18 protein-coding genes are annotated in these 19842 nt (G+C 45.9%); 9 read left to right on the top strand and 9 right to left on the bottom strand.

What is annotated here, in order from left to right; translation table 11 throughout:
• Window positions 1-35: 35 nt before the first annotated feature.
• Window positions 36-854: a hypothetical protein gene (locus R7Z47_RS00355; protein ID WP_213914701.1), complete on the top strand. Its 819-nt coding sequence runs from the start codon at window positions 36-38 to the stop codon at window positions 852-854.
• A gap of 72 nt (window positions 855-926) precedes the next feature.
• Here R7Z47_RS00355 and R7Z47_RS00350 read toward each other — a convergent pair whose 3' ends face one another.
• Window positions 927-1535 (bottom strand): YitT family protein, encoded by a 609-nt coding sequence (locus R7Z47_RS00350; protein WP_005374427.1) that lies wholly within the window; start codon window positions 1533-1535, stop codon window positions 927-929.
• Window positions 1536-1736: 201 nt separating this feature from the next.
• Between R7Z47_RS00350 and R7Z47_RS00345 the strand changes: the two genes are divergently transcribed.
• The gene (locus tag R7Z47_RS00345; RefSeq protein WP_017821038.1) at window positions 1737-2132 is read left to right on the top strand and encodes a GFA family protein; all 396 of its coding nucleotides are present in this window, start codon (window positions 1737-1739) and stop codon (window positions 2130-2132) included.
• A 37-nt stretch (window positions 2133-2169) separates the two neighbouring features.
• Here R7Z47_RS00345 and nhaD read toward each other — a convergent pair whose 3' ends face one another.
• Both nhaD and R7Z47_RS00335 read right to left on the bottom strand, forming a co-directional pair.
• Window positions 2170-3600, bottom strand: a complete 1431-nt coding sequence (gene nhaD / locus R7Z47_RS00340; RefSeq protein WP_213914700.1) for a sodium:proton antiporter NhaD — start codon at window positions 3598-3600, stop codon at window positions 2170-2172.
• 420 nt (window positions 3601-4020) lie between these two features.
• The gene (locus R7Z47_RS00335; protein WP_318129743.1) at window positions 4021-5046 is read right to left on the bottom strand and encodes an acyltransferase; all 1026 of its coding nucleotides are present in this window, start codon (window positions 5044-5046) and stop codon (window positions 4021-4023) included.
• A gap of 250 nt (window positions 5047-5296) precedes the next feature.
• Here R7Z47_RS00335 and R7Z47_RS00330 point away from each other — a divergent pair, with 250 nt between their 5' ends.
• Together R7Z47_RS00330 and R7Z47_RS00325 are read left to right on the top strand one after the other, a co-directional pair.
• Window positions 5297-5887: a TetR/AcrR family transcriptional regulator gene (locus R7Z47_RS00330; RefSeq protein ID WP_005374416.1), complete on the top strand. Its 591-nt coding sequence runs from the start codon at window positions 5297-5299 to the stop codon at window positions 5885-5887.
• Window positions 5888-6015: 128 nt separating this feature from the next.
• Window positions 6016-6873 carry an alpha/beta hydrolase gene (locus tag R7Z47_RS00325; protein WP_017633823.1) on the top strand — a complete coding sequence of 286 codons (858 nt, stop codon included), beginning with the start codon at window positions 6016-6018 and terminating at the stop codon, window positions 6871-6873.
• 168 nt (window positions 6874-7041) lie between these two features.
• On the opposite strand, the gene R7Z47_RS00320 is transcribed toward R7Z47_RS00325, so the two are convergent.
• The gene (locus R7Z47_RS00320) at window positions 7042-9588 is read right to left on the bottom strand and encodes a glycosyl hydrolase family 18 protein (protein WP_318129742.1); all 2547 of its coding nucleotides are present in this window, start codon (window positions 9586-9588) and stop codon (window positions 7042-7044) included.
• A 369-nt stretch (window positions 9589-9957) separates the two neighbouring features.
• Entirely contained in the window at window positions 9958-10461 is a 504-nt protein-coding gene (locus R7Z47_RS00315) for a DUF2850 domain-containing protein (protein ID WP_005374408.1), read from the bottom strand.
• Window positions 10462-10789: 328 nt separating this feature from the next.
• Between R7Z47_RS00315 and R7Z47_RS00310 the strand changes: the two genes are divergently transcribed.
• Together R7Z47_RS00310 and R7Z47_RS00305 are read left to right on the top strand one after the other, a co-directional pair.
• Entirely contained in the window at window positions 10790-11074 is a 285-nt protein-coding gene (locus tag R7Z47_RS00310) for a pyrimidine/purine nucleoside phosphorylase (protein ID WP_005383244.1), read from the top strand.
• Between the two features lie 132 nt (window positions 11075-11206).
• The gene (locus tag R7Z47_RS00305) at window positions 11207-11488 is read left to right on the top strand and encodes a hypothetical protein (protein WP_005374405.1); all 282 of its coding nucleotides are present in this window, start codon (window positions 11207-11209) and stop codon (window positions 11486-11488) included.
• Between the two features lie 3 nt (window positions 11489-11491).
• Here R7Z47_RS00305 and R7Z47_RS00300 read toward each other — a convergent pair whose 3' ends face one another.
• Window positions 11492-12640: a GGDEF domain-containing protein gene (locus R7Z47_RS00300; RefSeq protein ID WP_017821033.1), complete on the bottom strand. Its 1149-nt coding sequence runs from the start codon at window positions 12638-12640 to the stop codon at window positions 11492-11494.
• Window positions 12641-13146: 506 nt separating this feature from the next.
• Here R7Z47_RS00300 and R7Z47_RS00295 point away from each other — a divergent pair.
• Window positions 13147-14487 carry an MATE family efflux transporter gene (locus R7Z47_RS00295; RefSeq protein ID WP_064354450.1) on the top strand — a complete coding sequence of 447 codons (1341 nt, stop codon included), beginning with the start codon at window positions 13147-13149 and terminating at the stop codon, window positions 14485-14487.
• A 97-nt stretch (window positions 14488-14584) separates the two neighbouring features.
• Here R7Z47_RS00295 and R7Z47_RS00290 read toward each other — a convergent pair whose 3' ends face one another.
• From R7Z47_RS00290 to R7Z47_RS00280, 3 genes are all read right to left on the bottom strand, one after another.
• A complete protein-coding gene (locus R7Z47_RS00290; protein WP_250654519.1) occupies window positions 14585-16264 on the bottom strand; it encodes an RluA family pseudouridine synthase in 1680 nt (559 codons plus the stop codon).
• Window positions 16265-16381: 117 nt separating this feature from the next.
• On the bottom strand, window positions 16382-17002 hold the full coding sequence (locus tag R7Z47_RS00285; RefSeq protein ID WP_017633828.1) for a DsbA family protein: 621 nt from the start codon (window positions 17000-17002) through the stop codon (window positions 16382-16384).
• Window positions 16996-17853 carry an MBL fold metallo-hydrolase gene (locus R7Z47_RS00280; protein ID WP_318129739.1) on the bottom strand — a complete coding sequence of 286 codons (858 nt, stop codon included), beginning with the start codon at window positions 17851-17853 and terminating at the stop codon, window positions 16996-16998. Before R7Z47_RS00280 ends, R7Z47_RS00285 begins: the two co-directional genes overlap by 7 nt.
• 126 nt (window positions 17854-17979) lie before the next feature.
• Between R7Z47_RS00280 and R7Z47_RS00275 the strand changes: the two genes are divergently transcribed.
• Both R7Z47_RS00275 and R7Z47_RS00270 read left to right on the top strand, forming a co-directional pair.
• Window positions 17980-18867 (top strand): LysR family transcriptional regulator, encoded by an 888-nt coding sequence (locus R7Z47_RS00275; protein ID WP_318129738.1) that lies wholly within the window; start codon window positions 17980-17982, stop codon window positions 18865-18867.
• Window positions 18868-18961: 94 nt separating this feature from the next.
• Entirely contained in the window at window positions 18962-19765 is an 804-nt protein-coding gene (locus R7Z47_RS00270; protein ID WP_042522338.1) for a Cof-type HAD-IIB family hydrolase, read from the top strand.
• Window positions 19766-19842: the final 77 nt, after the last annotated feature.

Genomic DNA, 19842 nt, shown 5'->3' with positions numbered 1-19842 from the left:
ATTCGTTATACGAACAGAAAAAGGACAATAAGGACATGCCTTTCAAAACGGATTTTGATGCCTTCATGAGTGAGTGTTGGCAGCATCATGAGGACAATCCCGAACAAATTTATGCTCAGCTAGAAACGGCTCTGAGCGAGGTGGAAGACGTTACCCAAATCGAGCGAATATTCGCATTGATGCTGCATACCGCTATTGGGCATCTCCAGTGCCCAGAACAGTTTCTTACTTGTTTAGATCACTTTGATGAACGCAAGGTTGCCGAGAGTTTGGCATTTCAACGCAGTATTGCCGTTGCGCGCTACTTCGTAGATGGCACTGACAATATGGAATTATTGGAAGAGCAAGAACAACGCCGAGTTTACGCTTTGATTTCGAATGAACTTTCTGCACTTGTTCAGCTTGAACTGGCGAGTCAATGGTTGGTGAAGGCAGCGTTAGGAATGACGCCGAACGATGCAGAAGGGCCATTAGCGCGCGCTATCGCGATCACTGCGAACAACTTAGCATGTCAGTACGAAGCGCTGGCTGAGCGCACGTGCATGGAAAAATCGAAGATGTTAGAAGCAGCGACACTCGCGCTAGACTATTGGAAAGTGGCAGGGGGGTGGATGCAAGAAGAGCGCGCAGAGTATCGCTTAGCGATGAGCTTGCTTAAAGCGGATAAACCGCAAGAAGCCAAAGTGCATGCTGAGCGCTGTGAGGCTATTTGTCAGCAAAATGGTAGCGACGCGTTTGAGCTGTTCCACGCACATGACTTGTTGATGCAAGTACACTTCCATCTTAGCCAGAAATATAAAGCTAAATTGGATGAAGAGATGCAGCAGCACTGCAAAACGAGCTCGTTGACGTGATCTTAGCGTTGAATGAAAAAAGCCCCGAGCGACTGGCTGGGGGCTTTAAGGTTGTTGACTATGCAGCGATGATTATGCTGCTTGCGCTTTTGCTTGGTATCGTCCTGGTTTATGGTTCATCGCCAAAATCAAGTTCGTTGCGATGGCACCTAGAACAGATAGAGCGATAAGGTGCACATCTACAATGAACAGTGACATCACCACGATGGCACAATCTAACGCCATTTGAACTTTACCCGCTCGAACTCCAAAACGTTCCTGAAGGTACAACGCGAGAATGTTAAAGCCACCCAAACTCATTTTGTGACGGAAAATTACCAACATGCCGATTCCAATCAGTCCACCACCCAAAAGTGCCGCATAGAAAGGTTCGATTCGTGAAATCTCAATCACATGATGCAGATGATCGACCGCAAAAGAGACAATCGAAACCGCAATAAAGGTATTGATAGTGAAGCGCCAACCCATGCGCATCACAGATAAAATATAAAAAGGGAGGTTAAGAGCGAAAAATATCTGACCAAAACTGAAGTCACTCACTTTGGTTAGGAAGATCGCCAAACCAGCCGTACCGCCAGTGAGCAATCCTACTTTGCTAAAAAATATCACCCCAAGTGACACCAACGCACTGCCGAGCGTCAGAGCCAAGAGGTTCTCTCTTAGGCTATGATCTTTGTCCATAAATTAATTTCCTTGGTTTAAAAACCGCGCCGGAGATAACACGTCTCACGGACGCGATAGACAGTCGCCAAAATAGCAACTAACAAATCGGCCAATAAAATGTCGCGAAAAGTGATGGATGTCGAGTTTTTGGACGAGATTATGATGATATTAACCTGTTTAACATAATGTACACAGATAGAAAAACAACAAGGAAAAGTTATGATTAAGAAAGTTGGCAACACCCAAATCAACACATTACATCGACTGAGTTGTCACTGTGGAAAAGTTGAGTTGGAACTGGCGTTACCCAATGGTATTGAGAAACCGAGACGGTGTGACTGTTCTATGTGTCGACGTCGTGGCGCGATTGTCGCGTCTGTACCTTTGAACGGTATTCGTATTGTGCAAGGCGAAGACGTCTTGAAGCAGTATCAATTTAATACACACACTGCGAAGCACTTTTTCTGTGGCGAGTGCGGAATTTATACGCACCATCAGCGTCGTTCTGACCCGAGTGAGTATGGCTATAATGTCGGCTGCTTAGAGGGCGTCAACCCATATGAGTTGGGAGCGATTGAAGTGATGGATGGCGTTAACCATCCATCCGACCGCTAGGTTGTGTTGCAAGTTAAGCACCTGATTGTCGGTGCTTTTAAGTAAATAAACCGCTATTCATCCACAAGTGTACCGCAATACTGGCGGCATAACCCAAGGCGATGACGGGAGCCCACTTTAAGTGGCCAAAGAAGGTGTATTGCCCACGCGCGGCTCCCATTAAAGCGACGCCTGCCGCGGATCCGATGGAAAGCAAACTGCCCCCGACACCTGCGGTTAATGTGACCAGTAGCCAGTTGCCCATCGACATGTTTGGTTCCATGGTCAGTACAGCAAACATAACCGGAATGTTATCGACGATTGCAGATAGGACACCAACCATTACGTTTGCCCAGACTGGGTTCCATTGCGTGTACATGACGTTTGAAACCAGTTCGAGGTAGCCAAGTAAACTTAAACCGCCAACACACATCACAACACCATAGAAGAACAACAAGGTGTCCCATTCGGCTCGAGACACACGATGAAACACATCAAACGGAACCACTGAGCCTAAGCGCTTCAATGCATGATCATCGCCATTGGCAATTGCCATAGCTGCTTTTTTTGCGAGTGAGTGTTTGAGAGTTTGGCGCAAAAAATATCCGAAAAACTGTAAGTACGCCAAGCCCATCATCATGCCCATAACGGGTGGGAAGTGCAGCACAGCATGGAAAGAGACCGCAGTGGCAATAGTCAGAATGAATAATGCGACAATACGCCTTGCCCCGCGTTTTAGCTCAACGTGTTGGTGAATCGTATTCGGTTTTGTGTTTGGAACAAACAGTGACATCAAAAACGCGGGAACCAAGTAGTTCACCAATGACGGTACAAACAACGGAATGAACTCAGCAAAGCTGACATGACCGGCTTGCCACACCATCAGGGTTGTAATATCCCCAAATGGGCTGAATGCACCGCCAGCGTTGGCTGCGATAACAATGTTGATACAAGCAAGATTGACGAACTTAGGATTATCACCAGAGACTTTCATCACTACAGCGCACATCAATAGGGCCGTAGTTAAGTTATCGGCAATCGGTGAAATGACAAAAGCGAGAAACCCCGTCAGCCAGAACAACTTTTTGAATCCAAAACCTTTACCGACCATCCACGCTTGTAAGGCGTCGAAGAGTTTGCGTTCTTCCATTGCGTTGATGTAGGTCATCGCCACGAGCAAAAACAGCAGCAACTCGGCATATTCCAACAAGTTGTGTTCTAGTGCGGATTTGGCGATTTCAGGCTGGTTGTGTTGAGCAAAGGTGTAGCCAATCAGAATCCAAATTAATCCTGCAGCGAGCAGCACTGGCTTGGATTTTCTCATTTTCAGATACTCTTCCAACATAACCAGTATGTAAGCGATCGAAAAGATAATCAGAGCCGCGTAACCGACACCAGAATTAACAAGGTTCAGTTCATTGGTTGATGCAGCAAAGGTGGCGCTAGAGAACAACAAACAGCAGAAAGCCACAATTGGATAGATTGGCATAGACATTTCTCCTTTGTCTGGTTGGAGAAATATTAGCCACAAATGAATGAGTTAGTTGTGAGAGAGCTCGAATTAACAGTAGGAGTTAGGAAATGATAGTGTGCGCCACTATTTTCTGAGTGACGCAATGCTTGCTGCGCCGAATAAAACCGCAGCGGCATATAAACCGTAAGTTAACCAGTGACTAATCTCTAAAAAAGGAACGAGTCCTTGACCTGCCCACATACAGCCTCCGTTTAATGAGCAATGTTGTAATAGTCGAGTCAATTTAAAGGAAATGAACAATGTTTTTTGTGAGTGAAAGCAAATTCTGAAGGATTAGAAAGTCAAAAATTGGTCAGTGAGAGAGAAATCTCATTTTTAACTGGCTAGCTCTAATCCTTTTGAGTTAAAGCTAGCTATATCTAGAGCTGAATGCATTTAGCGTAGGAGCCATTTTTTCAACGGTGAAGCGTCGATTGCTTTCACAAGCAGTATGGTTGCAACAATCGTTGCAGGATAAATAAACACATCTTTCGCGAGGTGTTGCAGCCCGATAAATCCAGCGACATTCATCATGACAATTATGATAAGCAGATGGCTAACATATATCCCTAACACGCTAGGAGATAGTTTGAAGATCCAAGGCATGTCGCCAAAATGAGGGTGAGCCAAAAACCACATAAAGACACCTAAAGCCCAGATAACGGTACCGAATAGGAAGTCGTGCGAGTTGAAAGCGATGTCATGTTGCATCAGCCAGTAAGCTTCACCAAAATGCAGTGCCATGCCAAGAATAATGCATCGAACCGTATTGTTTCGCGACCACCGCCACTGCGCTTCTCGTGCGAAATAACCCAGAACAACTAGCAACGTGCTGAAAAAAGGCCCATTACGAGTAAAGAAAGGCGCTGGCAGGTCGGTAATGGTCGCGTAACTGCCAGCAAAGACCCCGTATATGTATAGCAATACTGCAGTTGGCAGTATCATTTGCGCCATATTGATATGCACGAGAAAGGCAATTAACGCTACGGCAATGACCAGAGCCGGAATAAACCACAGATGAACGAGTCCGCCTTCGATGAGTGAATTGATCGGGGTTGACATTAAGTACCCCCAATAACCTTGCCTTTCGGCGAGATACCCTGCCTCAGCGACTGTCTGCCATTGGAATGGCATCAGTAAACTGATCATGCTCCAAATGAGCCAAACCTTCATTAACGGTTTGGCGTAGTTCTTAAGAGTATCGATAGGTGAGTGACTCAACTTCGGCTGGATTAGATAACCCGAGATGAGAAAGAACAGCGGAACAGCAAAACGAGCCAGTTGGTTGAGCATATAGCCAACCCATGGTATCCCATTCCACTGCCAGTACGTCAGTGCCATCTGGCAATGCAAACCCACAATCGCAAGCATCGCAATGATACGTGCAAACTCTAAGCTGGCTATTTTTTGTTTCTTTGCCATTACATTGTTTACCTAAATAAAAAACTTAGGTGAAAATAGCAGGTTGTTACTGAAGTAATACGTGAAAAAGTCAACAGACTTGCGCTTACATTGAAGCTGTTTCGAAAATTAAGACTTACTTCAAACTTCTTAATTATTAACCTATTAACGCAATCAATACCTGATTCGTGAGTCGAAAATAGCACTGAATAATGGTTAGACCAGTTAACTCGAGATTGCAAAAAAGAACGATCGTGCTAAAAATAAGATTATGCAAAAAGGAAAAGTGACAAAAGAGTTTATTCTGCAGCGGGCTTTTGAGATCGCCAGCGAAGACGGATTAGAAAGTCTTACGATTGGAGAGTTAGCCAAGCAATGCGGTATGTCGAAAAGTGGTCTGTTTGCCCACTTTAATTCGAAGTTGAATTTACAGCTATCGGTGCTTGATCACGCCAATAAAGTGTTCGCTGATCGGGTTATTGAGCCTGCTCGAGAACTCGGGGATGGCAATATCGAGCGTAAAATTCGAGGGTTGCTCGACTCTTGGATGACTTGGAATCACGCATTCCAAGGAAGTTGTATGTTTCTTGACGCTTGGAATGATACGGCAGATAAAGATTGCCCGCTTCAGGCCGGACTGCGTAAATCCATAGACACTTGGCTGAGTTATTTGGAGATCCAAATAGCGAAAGGCAAAGAGAAGCAAGAATTTGCAGCAGACTTAGATACACGCCAAGCAACGTTTGATTTGTACGGTCTCTATTTGAGTGCGCATGTTTTTTACTCAATTAAAGGTGAGCAAGAAAGCTTGCGTCTGTTTTGGCAAGGGATCGACAACTTATTTTCTCGCTGGAAAGGCTAATATCGGTTATTCGCTTCCCAGATTCGTAGACATAAAATCACAAAGAGCGGCTGAGTTCGCTCTTTCTTATCAGCGTAAAAAGCACGACCGTTCTATTTTGTGCAAAGCTGATAGTTAAGGACATGATTATGAGTGAAAAAATTTACTTTAATACATCGCAACGTTTCAGTATTAAGCGCAGTTTGGTGAACATTAGTACTCGGTTACACCATACACTGGCCCCGTCACATGCAAAGAAGACCGCGCGCAAGCTTCTTCTGACACCTGCTCGTACGCAACCTAAAAATATTGAACCTCAAGGGCTTATCAAAGGTGAAATTAAAGGGCATGCAGGCATCATCAAAACCTATACTTTGGGATCTGGACCTATTTGGGTGCTAACTCATGGTTGGTCTGGAACGGCAAGTCAGTTTTATCCACTGATGGAACATATTGCGTCGAAAGGGTTTACTGCTTTGGCGTACGATCATCCGGCACATGGTGAGAGTGAGGGGCAGTATGGGCACATTCCGGGGTTTGTCAGAGGATTAGAAGATGTGTTGGATACGGTCGAGGATATTGTTGGCCTAGTTGGGCACAGCATGGGCACCGCTTCTGCTCTTGAGTGTAGGCACAGTAAGTTAGAAAACAAGCCTTTGCTGCTTATTGCTCCGGTATTAAATTACGTAGAGAACTTATTCGGTAGCATTGCACGTTCCGGTTACTCGATGAAGCTTTTTAATGCTGTGGTTTCAGAAGTTGAAGACCAATTTGGTTATCCGTTACAGTCCATTGATCCGATGAAGCGTTTGTCTGAGCGTCCGTCTCACACCATTATTATTCATGATGAGCAAGACAAGTTCACCAAATACAGTGTCTCGGCAAAAGCGGCTGAAGAGATTAAAAACGTTGAGTTAGTGACAACACAAGGTCAGGGGCATGGTCGAGTGATGAAGTGTGAGCAAGTCTTCAGTAGTTTTGACCGTTTGCTCGATAGTGCTTGGTAACCCTTACTTTTACTGATTGATTCGCTCCGTTTTGCGCTAATTCGGTTTGAAAGTAACACCTCAGACTTTTTCGTCTCTGGTGTTGCTCTCCTCGTTAAGAGGTTAAATCCAAAAAGGACAGCCGAAGCTGTCCTTTGTTTATTTAGCAGAACGTCTGCAAGGCTGAAATTAGTTACAGTTAGCTACGCCAACTTCTTTCCAAACGCCCCATTCGCCAGATTGGCTAGGATCGTCACCCTGAGTCCACCATTTCGCTTCCCACGTTTTACCTGCGTGAGTCACTTGGTTACCACCTGTGTACACTGCGCTCGCATCCCATGCGTTGTCACAAGTACCAGGGTTCGGATCGGTTGTGTGCTGTGCAACAACCACTGTCGCGCTTGCCGATGAAGACGCTTTACCGTCGCTCACACTTACAGTGAAGCTTAAGCTTGTGTCTTGCGGGTATTCCGCAGCAGTGAACGTGACTTTGGAGCCTTCAACCGTTGCATTCAGACCTTGAGGTAGAGTCCAGTTGAATGTCAGGGTATCGTTGTCTGCATCGCTAGACGCAGATGCATCTACAACCACAACGTCACCAGCGTTTGCTGTTGCTGGAGCAACAACTTGCGCTATTGGTGCGCTGTTCACTGGGTCAACAACACCTGCTGGTTTCACTGTTACTACAACGAGGTCAGATGCCGTTGCACCTTCGTTATCAGACACCGTCAGCTTGAAAGTTAATTGCTCTTCAACAATAACTTCTGCTGCATCAAAGCTTGCTTTCGCTGTGTTTGCACCTGTTAGTACCACTGCTGTGCCAGATACTTGTTCCCAAGCGTAGCTTGCGATGGTGCCGTCAGAGTCTTTTGACAGGCTGCCATCTAGAACCACATTTGCAGGACCTGTTACCGATTGATCTGCGCCAGCGGCTGCGGTTGGTTTACGGTTTGGTTGAGGTACTACACCACCAGCCATACCTTCGTGCATCGCGTTTAAAATGTCGCCGTTATCCGCGTCAATTTCCCAAGAGAATAGACCAGCAAGACCAAGAGACTTCGCGTAGCTACCTTTTGCTAGCACTGAACGGTGGTCATCAAATGTGATCAACTCGCCCGTAGTACGGTTCCATACCCATGGTGCTTCTGCTTGTGCATCGTAGCCGTACTCGAAGCCGTTAATGCCAGTGTTGTTTGCACCTAACATGAATGACTTAATGCCTTTGTAGTCAATTACGCCATCTTCCCAAACACCTTGTGCTGTGCTGCCCTTCAGTTTACCTGTAGCAGTACCTGTCATTGGGTCGTTTGGATCGGTTAGCGTATCTGGAGTTACGCCTTCCCAGCCACGACCGTACATTGCTGTACCAAGTACTAGCTTGTTCGCAGGAACGCCTTGAGCAAGAAGAAGTTGGATGCCGTTATCTGCTGTGTAAGCAGGACCTTTGTACGGTTCGCCGTTCTCATCAACGCCACTACCGTCACACTGACCAGGACGCATGAATGAACCACAGTAAAGCGCAGTCTGGTGACCAGGAACGTTGTTCCAACCGCCGTAGAAGTCGTAAGTCATTGCGAAGATGTAATCCATGTACTGAACCGCATCTGCGTAGTCTACGTCTTCAATCTTGTCGTAACCGACACCGATAGCGGACGTTAGCTCGTAAGTACGGCCTGTCTCAGCTTCTAATTCATCAAGCATTACGCGCAGTTCACGCATCAGTGCGATGTATGCTGGGCCATCGTTTACAGGGTCGCCCTTATCGGCTGCTGCACCGCCGCCGCCAGGGAATTCCCAGTCGATATCAACACCGTCGTAGAATTTCCAAGTTTTCAGGAACTTCTTAACTGATGCGACGAATGTGTCTCGGTTTTTCTTGTCCACGAAATCGAAGAATGGGTCAGACAGTGTCCAACCACCGATCGATGGGATGATTTTTAGATCAGGGTTACGTTGTTTCAATGCCATTAGCATTGCGTAGTTACCCTTGATAGGCGTGCTGTATTCATGACCAGCTTGTGGGAAGCTCTTCTGATAAGCAGCCCAAGGGTCATGGATAACGACTTCATAATCAGGCACACCTGTACAAGCAGTTTGTAGCGCGTTGAAACTGTTGCCGCCAACAGACTTCACAGACTCATTTGGGCCACAAATTGGGATAAAACCGTAAAGGATGTGAGTCAAGTTGTCGACCGGCATATTATCGACGGTGTAGTCACGGCCATAGATGCCCCATTCAACAAAATACGTACCCATCACGACGCTTGGATCGGTATTGTAGGTTTTGTTGTTTGGATCAACATTCATCGTTAGTGGCTTCAGGTGAGAACCATCGGTATCTGCAATCGTGATTTCAGCTGGTGCGCTTTTCGCACAACCTGTCGCATCACATGCTTCGATTTCCATTTGGTATAAGCCACCTTGGCCGTATTCAAACGAAGCTGTCGTTTGGCTACCAGTGATAGGGCCGCTTGCTACTTTTACACCATCAAAATAGACGTTGTAAGTGTCACCAGGTGTGCCACTCCACTGGTTAAATTTAACAGTGATCTTCGCTTGCTCATGGTATTTCACCATGTCGTAGTAGCCTGACGTGGTTTCCATCGCGAGTTCAATTTTAGAAAACTGAAGGTTGTTGGAACCGTACATATCGATACTTGGTGCGGTTGGAGCCGCAACTGCAGCACCTGATATCGCTAAAGCAACTCCAGCTGCACATAGGTTAAATCGAATCATAACTTCTCTCTCAATCCTTGGATTCATGTTCTACCTAGAACATAGGCTGCTCTTGCACCAGATAAGATGATTGGATTTACTCCACGTGCAAAAGCATCACACTCAGCATTTCAGAGAGTTTTTTTTCGTCAAAAAAAATTAAGACGGTTTTCGAGGCACTTGAGAGAACTTAACTAAAACTCGCACTCTGTTACACAGAAAGTGTCAGACTGAGTCAATAATTTATAAAATCTCAGCAGAAACTAAAATTATTGTTTACTCAGTAACGAGTTAGTTAAATGCGATGAAGGCCTTATTTTGTTGTTTATTAAGGTTTTGTTTCATTGATATAGAAAGAGAATTGAAAGGAAAAATAGCCGTGAAGACGTACTAGTCACGGCTGAAGTGTTCACTCAACGCGGCACGACGTTTAGAGGCTGCGCCGGTTTCTGAGCCCTGAACGGTATGCTCAAATCCTTTACGAATGAATCGCTGATCTGGAATAAGAGGTTCAATACGGCGTATTTGAGGTGAAAGATGAGAGCCTGAGATCTGATACGCTGTCTTTCCTAATCCGGTATTCAACGTGATGACCTTGCCATCGAATTCAAATTCCGTCGTAATGAGTCGATGGTTTCGGTATACCCCATCTTCAGTGAAAACGAGACGTTCTGTTTGGTAGGGTGGCGCGCCAATCTCAATCCATTCGCCGTACACCTTTTCCGGATCAATGTGGTCTTGATAGGAAAGGTGGATTTGATAGCCAAAAAACGTCAACAGACCCATCCCAAAGCAGACAAATGTACTCTTGAGGATTTTGGATTGGTGGCGAGCCAAAAATGAAAGTTTTGGTTCTTGTCGTGCTTTTCGCCTTCGGCGAGTCGAGTCCGTCATAGATCTAATTTTCTCCACTTTTTTAACATGGTGGAAACCTTCCTTTTTAAAAACAAACAATCCCGCCATTGAGACGACGAAACTATGATCTAATGTCCACTTTTACATTCAGATACACATCTTATTGATGGTTTTGTTGTTTGCTCACATTCATTACTTCGCAGGTTTTCTTGCTCGGTTTAGGTCGCCTGATTAATCCTCGCGAAAAAAGGTTCTCGCTCAGTAGCAAAGGATGTGCGTTATTACGTTGAGTTTAATGGCTTTCAAAGCTTGAGTAACGGAAAGAAACAAGGTAAAAAAGAGCGGACTTTTGATAAGGAAACCAATAATGAATATTAAGGAAAATAGCTATTTTGCTGGTAGTGTAAAATCACTAGGCTTTAACCAGAAAGATCAGGATGTTAGCGTTGGTGTGATGCTTCCTGGTGAGTACACGTTTGGTACTCAAGCACCAGAGCGTATGACGGTTGTAAAAGGTGCGCTTGTGGTCAAGCGTGTTGGCGAGAGCGATTGGACGACTTATCAAAGTGGTGAGTTTTTTGAAGTGGAAGGTAATTCTTCATTTGAGCTTCAAGTGAAAGAAGCGACTGCGTATTTATGTGAGTACTTCTAGCGTTCATTTGTTGCTCGTCATAAAACCACCTTCGGGTGGTTTTTTCGTCTATGTGCTTCACTTATAACGCATCTTTTTGGTTATTTGGGTATATACTTAATAAAAATGTACCCATCGACCAGGGAGGAAGTGATGGCAGTACAACGCAAGCATTCTGATCTCCCTCCTCGTTACGAGGATAAAGATCTCACCAATGAGCAAAGACAGCGCTTTACCGAAGTTGCCAACGCCGCTCATAAGAGACGTGAATTTTATCGACGTGCTCTAGGAAAGAGCTTAATGGGCAAAATGAAGGGCCGTGCGTTTAAAGATCACCCCACTCGTCAGCAAGACAAGCCGAACAGAACGTTGCAAGTAGTGTGGTTAATCGTATTCCTCGTTGTGGGGCTTTGGGTGATGCATGTGTTCGCTTAGTCATTAGCAAGCTTCTGGTACCGCTGGTGCATCAGATGTTGACTGTTCTTCCGTATTGCAGTGCTCATAAAAGGCGTACTGGTTTTTACCAGTATGTTTAGCTGCGTACATTGCTTTGTCTGCACATCGAGTCAATTCAGACAAATCCTTTGCATCTTGCTTATAGATAGCAGCACCTACACTCATCGTTAACTCGTTAATCATATCGTAGCTTCGGTAACCTGTCGGAAACAGATTTACGATCCGTTTTAGGATGCTGTCTAGGTCATCTTTACTTTTTACATCGTAAAGCATGATTACAAACTCGTCGCCCGCAAATCGAGCGATGGAGTAGTCGTGTTTATCTGTTTTTCTGTCTTTGTTGCGAATGTTATTTTTTAATCGAGTTGCGAAGGCTTGAAGTACTTGGTCACCAATATCGTGCCCGTAGGTGTCGTTGATGTGCTTGAAGTTATCGATATCGAGAAAAACCAATGCGGTGATGCTGTCATCAGATGAGTGCTTGATTTCATCGAGCTTTGCGCGCGCCCAAGTCTCAAAGCTCCAGCGATTGGCAAGCCCAGTGAGCTGGTCAAAATATGCTAACTCCTCAATCCCCTCACGATACAGTGTTTGAATGTAATTGAGGACTTTCGTGTAGTAATACGAGAACGTGTGACACACAAACGCGGTCGCTATCAGGGTCAGCATCAATCTCCGCTCTATGATTTCTGTGGCTGTTGGCAGTCGATCTAAAAAAGCGACCCCAAAAAAGATCAGTAAAATGTAGGTGCCACTGAACAGCAGACCGACCTTAAACTCATTAATTAATACCAGAGTGGCGACAATAGGATATAGCCATAGCACCTTGCCTGACGGAGCGTCGTTATACAGAAGTAACAATAACCCTTCGAACATTAAGACAGCACTTAGCCATAAGTCGGCGTATTGATGGTGCCGCTGGACTTTTATTACATAACTGATTGCTAAGCATGCCAAGGCACACAAAGCATGGAAAAAGCTTAAGCCCCAGTTATTCTCAAGTGATTGAGCAATGGAACCATAAGTTAAACAGGCAGCGGCGATACTGGAGCATAAAAAGACAATTTTCTTTTTTCTTGTTGAGCGGATGTCCGCCATTTCTTCTAAGCGCGCCCCAGCCAATGTCGACATTACGTATCCTTGCTTAATTAACGTGTACGCTTATTCTAGGCGGTATTTTCGCGATAAATAGAACAACAAAGTTTCCAAATGTGATATCAGTCATTTTTAGTGCAAAGCCATCAGTGTGATTTGGTGCGAGTGTTCAAAGAGGAATGGTAGCGCATGCAGGTTTTCATGACGGTTCTTCATGGCTCTATATGGTTGGACTGATAACTCAAAGTAATGTATCTAGTTAGACGCATTACTATTGATTATCCTGATTCTGTTCGGTGCTTGTTGATTGAGAGTATTGTTCACCAATCTCTGCTCTACTTATCGTTAAGGCATATGTCGTTTCGAAAAGGCATTAGAAATATTTTTCCGAAACAGGGCGAAATATTGTTGTCGTTATGACCAATATGCGACTAGAATCCGCGCTAAATCACAACCTCATATCGAGCTTCGTTCGAGTCACTATTTTTAAACTGCTTCACAAAATTGTGAGGCAGTTTTTAGTTGTAGGAAAGGTTACAAGCATGCCTAAAAGCCAAAACATCAACCAACGAATGTCCATCGTGGCATTAGCTTGGCCAATTCTTGTCGAAATTTTGCTACGGACGGCTTTAGGAACCAGTGACGTGTTCATGCTGAGTGGCTACTCAGACAAAGCCGTATCCGCTGTTGGTGTGATCACGCAGATTACCTTCTTTTTAATCATCGTTTCGACCTTTGTCAGTAGCGGTACGGGGATTTTGATTGCCCAATACAATGGCGCTGGACGCGAGCAAGAGTCAGTGAGCGTTGGTGTTGCGAGTATTGCGTTGTCTGTGCTCGTCGGTGTGCTATTGAGTGTGATTGCCGTGCTTGGTGCGATATATCTACTCCCGTATTACGGCTTGGAAGCGCAAGTCGAGCAGTACGCTCATGAATATCTGCTGATAAGCGGTGCGATGACGTTTAACGTTACGATTGGCGTTGTTTTTACAACTATTCTGCGTAGTCATGGTTATTCACGTTCCCCAATGGTGGTGAATTTGATCTCGGGTGTGTTCAACATCATTGGTAACTATATTGCGCTTTACCAGCCATTTGGTTTACCTGTGTATGGCGTGCAAGGCGTGGCAATAGCAACCGTCGTCAGCCAAGTCATCGGTACGTTAATGTTATGGTTTATTCTCGCGCGCAGCAGCATTGAGCTACCAATGTCGACCATGAAACAAGTGCCCGTAGAGATTTACAAAAAGATCTTAAAAATCGGCGGCATGAACGCGGGTGAGGTGCTGTCTTACAACGTGGCGCAAATCTGCATTGTGTATTTTGTGGTGCAAATGGGGACGGCATCGTTAGCGGCTTTCACTTATGCGCAAAACATTGCCCGTTTCTCGTTTGCTTTCGCGCTGGCAATTGGTCAGGCAGCGCAAATTCAGACTGGTTACTACATCGGTAAAGGTTGGGTGAGCAGCATTTTAAAACGCGTACAAATCTACTTCTTAGTAGGATTTGTGGCATCAACGGCGGCAACCACACTGATTTACCTGTTTAGAGAAGAGATTCTGCGCGTATTTACCGATCAACCAGAGATACTCGCATTGGCAGGTTCGTTAGTCATGGGCTCAATTTTGCTCGAGGCCGGACGTGTGTTTAACCTGATTTTTATCGCGGGGCTCAAAGGCGCGGGTGACATCAAGTTCCCAGTGCAAATGGGGATTTTGAGTATGTGGGGACTAGGTGTGCTTTTCTCTTACATCTTTGGCATTCACATGGGGTATGGCGTTTTAGGGGCTTGGATGGCAATCGCACTCGATGAATGGGTGCGTGGTATCATCATGGCAAGGCGTTGGCGCTCTCAGGTGTGGACCAAGTTTAAGGTGAGCTAACGGTTTTCGGTATCGCGCATCACGCTTATTCTGTTGTTAGAAACCAAAAAAGGCACTGATAGTCAGTGCCTTTTTGTTATTTAAACTCGGGAAGACGTTAGAATTCGCACTCAGCTTTGAACACCATGCGCTCTTTGCTGTATGGATGATCCAGCTCTAGCATCTCAGCATGCAGGTGTAAGCGGTTGGCTTTTTCGCCGTATAAACCATCACCAACCATCGGCATGTTTAACCCCATGTGATGAGCACTGTGTACACGTAGTTGGTGAGTTCGCCCGGTTTTCGGATACATGTATACCTTGCTGCGCCCATCTTTGACTTCAATCAGTTGCCAGTAGGTTTCTGCATGTTTCCCGTGTTCAAAACACACCAGTTGACGTGGGCGGTCGTCGGGGTCACCACGCATTGGCAGTGAAATTTCCCCTTCAGGCTCGTTTAATACGCCTTCGAGCAGTGCCATATAACGTTTTTGTACGCCGCGAGCCATAAACTGTTTTTGCAGACTTTTGTTCGCGCGCTTAGTTAAGGCAAACACCAAAATGCCAGAGGTCGCCATGTCGAGACGATGAATCACAAACGGCCCTTCCACATCAGGGTACATCGCTTGTAGGCGCGTATAAGCAGAGTCCTTGATGGTTTTACCAGGCACTGAAAGTAAGCCCGAGGGCTTGTTGACGACGACCATAGCGTCGTCTTGGTAGATTATCTCTAGTTCTTTGTCTTCTGCCCAATTCTCCGCCAATGGATTAGGTTCGACATCCAGCCCTTGCATCATATGGCCCAAAATCGGCTGACATTTGCTGTTGCACGATGGGTAGAATTTTTTGTGTTGGCGAACTTCAGACTTTGGCGACACACCCCACCAAAATTCTGCCAGCGCCAGCGGTTTGAATCCGTATTTAAACGCGTATTGGAGCAGTTTTGGCGCAGCACATTCCCCTGCACCTGCTGGTGGTATTGGGTTTGTGGTGTCCGCAAAAATGTCCACCAAGTCGCGTGCTTCGCCATGGCTGTTTAGAAAGCGGTACTGTTTATGCAGTTTGTGCTGTAAAGCGTTGGAGAGCGTTTTGCGCTGTTCTTTCAGATGAGCAAGTTGCTGCTCTAACTCAGCCAAGCGCGCTTCTTTGATTGCAAGCTTTTCATCCCACGCTTGCTTTAAGTATTTGAGAACGTTTTTCTCGGCGACACTTTGCTTACCCAACTCATCCAATAAGATTTTGAGGTCATCGGCATTGAGTGTTTGCTCGCCCTGTTGACGCTGTCGTTTGCGTGCTGCTCGGCCATCAATCATCACTTGGCGTTGTGTTTGCTCCTCTTGCTGATAAGCGGCTCGGTCGGCTTGTATTTGCGCTTTAAGATCCGCTAATTCCGGATTCGCGGCACAGGTTTTGTACTCCGCATTGGCGGCGTTGATGGCATCCGTTTCTGCGCGGAAGAAGCCTTCATCGGTCAGCATGTCATACACAGGAGGGACAAACCCTGGAATCAAGTTTTGGTCAGCAATTTTGCCAGAAAACGCACTTAAAAATCCGAGTTCGCCTTGAGGGTTTTCTACCAGCAATACGCCAAACATTTTGCCTCGCCCCGTTTCTTCATTAACCAAACCAAAATCGTGTTCGAAGTCGGTTTGCGCTAATAAGTGCTGTTGCAATTGCTTTGCGGCCATAACGCAAAGAGGATGCGGCGTGTAGTAGAACGGAAACGTAAACTGCGTTGGCAATTCATAGCCAGAAATATCAGCAGTAAAACGAGTAAAACAATGTTCAGGCGAGTGCATGGTGGGTATCCGCGAGAGTAAAAAATCGAGCGAGGATTGTACCTGTTTGAGTCAGGATTGCCATGTCGGTGTTGGCACTCGCTCTTGGATTAAGAACAAGAGCGAGTGGGGAAGAGCTTATCGCAGTTTTTGTAATGCAAGCTTCCACTGTGCCGGTTTGTCGTAGTAGGCCGAGTGCGGCAAGGTCAAGTACTCGCCATTTACTTCTGCAATCAGGGTTGGATAACCACCAACGTGTAACTGTCGCATCAATTGTCGGCTAGAGCGAATTCTCTCATCTAGTTCGGCTTCGCTTAACGCCATGTTTTGCTCCCACGCATCACTTGCTAAACCTAGCGATTCTGCAATGGCTTTGAGCGTCGATGCTTCATTCACTTTTAACCCGAGCTGATAATGCGCAGATTGGATGGCCTTTAGCATGTGCCATGGATTCAGCCCCATTTTTTCCGCACTCAAGATCGCTTGTGTTGGTAGATAAGAATCAAGAACAAACGCATCTTCGCTTTTCACGCGTTGCAGATATGCTTCACCAAACGTCGCTCCGGTTTCGGTTGCAATACGAGCGTCACTGTTGATGATGTGCTGACGAAATTCAGGTTCAATCGCGCGTTTCTCAATCATACCGCCGGGATGAAGCTCTACCTTAAATTGAGAGGTGTCCATCAAGGCTTCGATGAGTGGTGATGCCCCGTAGCACCAACCACACATGGGATCGAAGAAGTAATGCACGGTTACCATGACATTTCACCAGTATGCACTTTCGCACCGATTTCTAGCGCGATTGGCAATTGAGCTTCTGGGTATTTCGCAGACATGGTGTCAATGAGTTGAACACTGTTATTGCTGTGTTTTTTCGCTTGCTGAAAATCCTGCAAGTATTGTTGCGAGTAGCGAATGGTGTCTGCGTTCAGCTTTGTGCCTGCTTTCATGTGACCAGGAATGACCACTTGAGGTTTAAGCGCAAGCATCTCGCTAAGTTGCTGCTCCCAAGCATTGATGGCGGTCTGGTCAGCGGCATCTGCCATCCACAAATGTACGTTTGAGTACACGGCTACGTTACCTAGAATCGCTTTGTTATCTGGAATCCATAGGTAAGGGCGGTGTGCTGATGTGCCATGGTTACCACGAATTTCAATCTTATGACCTTCTAGCTCCAATGATGCTTTATCGTACGCGACAGGGATCACTGGTTTTACCGGTGCGTTTGCGCCAAGCTTTGGTCCCCAGTACGCCAGCTTTCCAGCCAATTTCTCTTTAATAATTTTTTGAACCGCAGGCGTTGTGATGATCTGCGCATCAGGGAACTGTTGGTGTAAGGCCTCTGCGCCAAAGTAGTAATCTGGGTCCGCTTGGCTGATAAAAATGGTTTTAAGCGTTTTGCCTGAGTCCAACATTTTGGCGGCAATGCGCATCGCGTCAGCTTTGGTGAAGCCAGTGTCGATGACCATGGCATCAGTCTTACCGTATACCAAGGTTGAGTTAACGTGGAAGCTGTTACCGTCGGCGTTGTAAACCTCAAGAGTAAGGGGAGAGGCTAGGACAGGGCTTGCCATTAAAATGGATGCAGCAATCAAAGTGAATTTTTTCATAATAAGTTCCTAAAGAATTTGGGGCCAAGCGACCATGGCTTGGGAACGGGAGCTATATTAGGAAATTGATACGCTCGGAAAAATACACAATAATGTGCATCACTATTTCTTATTTCGAGCAAATGTATGGACAGAGTAACGGCAGCAAAAGTATTTGTGGATGTGGTGTATTCTGGCAGTTTTACCGCGACCGCAGAACGGTTAGACATGTCTCGGCCAATGGTGACTCGTTACGTAGAGGTGATGGAGAACTGGTTGCAAACTCGTTTGTTGCACCGCACTACGCGCAAGGTGTCGCTCACCACCGCAGGGGAGCGCAGCTTGCCTCAGATTGAGCGCTGGTTAAAACAGGCCGATACATTAACGTCGAACATTGCCGCTGATGGTGAGCTGTCCGGAAAAATCCGTCTTGCGTCTAGTACTTCATTTGGATTCTCACAGTTGATCCCCGTAGTAAACAGTTTTATGCAAAAGCACCCCAAAGTGCATATCGACATAGATCTGCAAGATTCAGTGAGTGATCTAACCGAACAACGTATCGATCTGGCGATCCGAATTGCGTCAGATCCCGATCCTTCTTTGATTGGTAAGCCGATTGCGGTGTGCGAATCGGTGTTGGTAGCATCACCGCAATATTTACAAACTCACCACGCGATCGCGCATCCGCGAGATTTATCTTCACACGACTGTTTGGGTTACAAAAACTTTGAGCGTCACGTGTGGCATTTGTCTCAGGGCGACCAGTTCGAATCGGTGGGAATTGAGTGTCGTCTAACCAGCAATGAGGCCACGGCGTTATTGCATGGCGCTTTACAAGGCATGGGTATTTCGATGTTGCCAACTTACTTGAGCAATATCTATCTCAAATCGGGTCAGCTTGAGTCGGTGTTGCCGGATTGGAAGCCAAATGATCTCAACATTTACGCGCTGTATTCATCACGTAAACACTTGTCTCCTGCGGTGAGAGCTTTCATCGATCACAGTGAAGATTACTTTAAAAAGCACCCTTGGTGAATGCGAAAAGCGTCGTCATCCCGACTTGAGATTCATACAAGATCCTGTACCTTACATGGATATATTTTCGCAGCATCATTTAGAGTTTTCGTTAATGTCACAAGTTTGCATCAAATTTATTGCTTCCGATATGGATGGCACATTGCTTGACCAGTACGGTCGTTTGGATCCAGAGTTTTTCGATCTGTTTTTGCAACTGGAAGAGCAAGGCATTTTGTTCTCCGCTGCGTCTGGTCGTCAGTATTACAGCCTGCGAGACACGTTCGCGCCAATCAAAGACAGACTGTTGTATGTGGCTGAAAACGGCACCTTGGTGATGTACCAAGACAAAGAGCTCTACAGTTGTACCATTCCTAAAGCGGAAGTGTTGGAGATTGTGAAAGCGGCTCGTGAGATTGACGGGGCGAACATCGTATTGTGTGGCAAGCGCTCGGCGTACATCGAAACGCATGATCAGCAATCGCTGGAAGAATTTCAAAAGTACTACCACCGCTGTGAATATGTGCCGGATTTGCTTGAGGTCGAAGACGAGTTTATTAAGGTAGCAATTTGTCACTTTGACGGTTCGGAAGAGCTCCTGTTCCCGACCATGAACGCAAAGTTTGGCGCAACGCATAAAGTCGTGGTGAGTGCAAAAATCTGGCTGGATGTGATGAATGCCGAGGCCTCTAAAGGTGCGGCCATTCAGCATCTTCAAGAGACGATGAATTTTACTCCGGCAGAAACCATGACGTTTGGTGACTACCTCAATGACCTCGAAATGCTGCAAGTCAGTGAGCATTCGTACGCGGTTGCCAACGCGCACGAAGAGATTAAGAAAATTGCTCGTTATTCTGCGCCAAGCAACCAAGAGGCTGGGGTACTCAAAGTGATTAAAGAGAAAGTATTAGCGAAGTAACGCTCATTCTTTCGATGTTATTTTCTTCTTCACGTAAAAAGCCCCGCAGTGTATGCGGGGCTTTGTTTTTTTTGTGT

Origin of the sequence: Vibrio sp. 1641, assembly GCF_033339995.1 — a bacterium.
In the GTDB taxonomy this organism is placed as follows: Bacteria; Pseudomonadota; Gammaproteobacteria; order Enterobacterales; family Vibrionaceae; genus Vibrio; species Vibrio alginolyticus.
The sequence above is the reverse complement of the archived record's forward strand: the minus strand, read 5'-3'. Positions and strand labels throughout refer to the sequence as shown.

Bases quoted from the DNA above. Each gene is read 5' to 3' on its own strand.
- R7Z47_RS00305 (WP_005374405.1), top strand. From the start codon at position 11,207: ATGGCAGTACAACGCAAGCATTCTGATCTCCCTCCTCGTTACGAGGAT.
- R7Z47_RS00355 (WP_213914701.1), top strand. From the start codon at position 36: ATGCCTTTCAAAACGGATTTTGATGCCTTCATGAGTGAGTGTTGGCAG.
- R7Z47_RS00345 (WP_017821038.1), top strand. From the start codon at position 1,737: ATGATTAAGAAAGTTGGCAACACCCAAATCAACACATTACATCGACTG.
- R7Z47_RS00325 (WP_017633823.1), top strand. From the start codon at position 6,016: ATGAGTGAAAAAATTTACTTTAATACATCGCAACGTTTCAGTATTAAG.
- R7Z47_RS00275 (WP_318129738.1), top strand. From the start codon at position 17,980: ATGGACAGAGTAACGGCAGCAAAAGTATTTGTGGATGTGGTGTATTCT.
- R7Z47_RS00290 (WP_250654519.1), bottom strand. From the start codon at position 16,264: ATGCACTCGCCTGAACATTGTTTTACTCGTTTTACTGCTGATATTTCT.
- R7Z47_RS00270 (WP_042522338.1), top strand. From the start codon at position 18,962: ATGTCACAAGTTTGCATCAAATTTATTGCTTCCGATATGGATGGCACA.
- R7Z47_RS00315 (WP_005374408.1), bottom strand. From the start codon at position 10,461: ATGACGGACTCGACTCGCCGAAGGCGAAAAGCACGACAAGAACCAAAA.
- R7Z47_RS00320 (WP_318129742.1), bottom strand. From the start codon at position 9,588: ATGATTCGATTTAACCTATGTGCAGCTGGAGTTGCTTTAGCGATATCA.
- R7Z47_RS00310 (WP_005383244.1), top strand. From the start codon at position 10,790: ATGAATATTAAGGAAAATAGCTATTTTGCTGGTAGTGTAAAATCACTA.
- R7Z47_RS00280 (WP_318129739.1), bottom strand. From the start codon at position 17,853: ATGAAAAAATTCACTTTGATTGCTGCATCCATTTTAATGGCAAGCCCT.
- R7Z47_RS00350 (WP_005374427.1), bottom strand. From the start codon at position 1,535: ATGGACAAAGATCATAGCCTAAGAGAGAACCTCTTGGCTCTGACGCTC.
- R7Z47_RS00335 (WP_318129743.1), bottom strand. From the start codon at position 5,046: ATGGCAAAGAAACAAAAAATAGCCAGCTTAGAGTTTGCACGTATCATT.
- nhaD (WP_213914700.1), bottom strand. From the start codon at position 3,600: ATGCCAATCTATCCAATTGTGGCTTTCTGCTGTTTGTTGTTCTCTAGC.
- R7Z47_RS00300 (WP_017821033.1), bottom strand. From the start codon at position 12,640: ATGTCGACATTGGCTGGGGCGCGCTTAGAAGAAATGGCGGACATCCGC.
- R7Z47_RS00330 (WP_005374416.1), top strand. From the start codon at position 5,297: ATGCAAAAAGGAAAAGTGACAAAAGAGTTTATTCTGCAGCGGGCTTTT.
- R7Z47_RS00295 (WP_064354450.1), top strand. From the start codon at position 13,147: ATGCCTAAAAGCCAAAACATCAACCAACGAATGTCCATCGTGGCATTA.
- R7Z47_RS00285 (WP_017633828.1), bottom strand. From the start codon at position 17,002: ATGGTAACCGTGCATTACTTCTTCGATCCCATGTGTGGTTGGTGCTAC.